1 protein-coding gene is annotated in these 301 nt (G+C 33.6%); it reads left to right on the plus strand.

Annotation, left to right across the window (positions count from 1 at the left end):
* Positions 1-34 precede the first annotated feature (34 nt).
* Positions 35-301 (plus strand): type VI secretion system tube protein TssD (tssD, locus tag VQ048_RS12930; RefSeq protein WP_327612006.1); only part of this gene is annotated, 267 nt, incomplete at its 3' end.

The following is a 301-nucleotide window of genomic DNA, read 5'->3' on the forward strand; positions in this document are numbered from 1 at the left end:
ATACTAATTAAGTTCAACTTAAATTCAAAAATATATGTCTTTTTTAGCCAAACTCGAAATAGATGGTACTACCTACAATGTACTAGAATGCAAGTATAAATTCAAACAAAACTATAGTGAAACAGGAAAGCCTATGGGATTGCCCCAGGGTGGCGATATTTACCTTCGTATCGAAAGTAAAGGAAGTCCAGAGTTCTTTGATTGGATGATAGACCCAAGCCATACGAAAGATGGAAAGATTATTTTTTACCGAAGAGATGCGATGAGTAAACTACAAGAAATAAAGTTTAAGAAAGCTTTT

The sequence above is a fragment of the Bergeyella anatis genome, from assembly GCF_036016955.1.
Lineage (GTDB): Bacteria > Bacteroidota > Bacteroidia > Flavobacteriales > Weeksellaceae > JAYWXI01.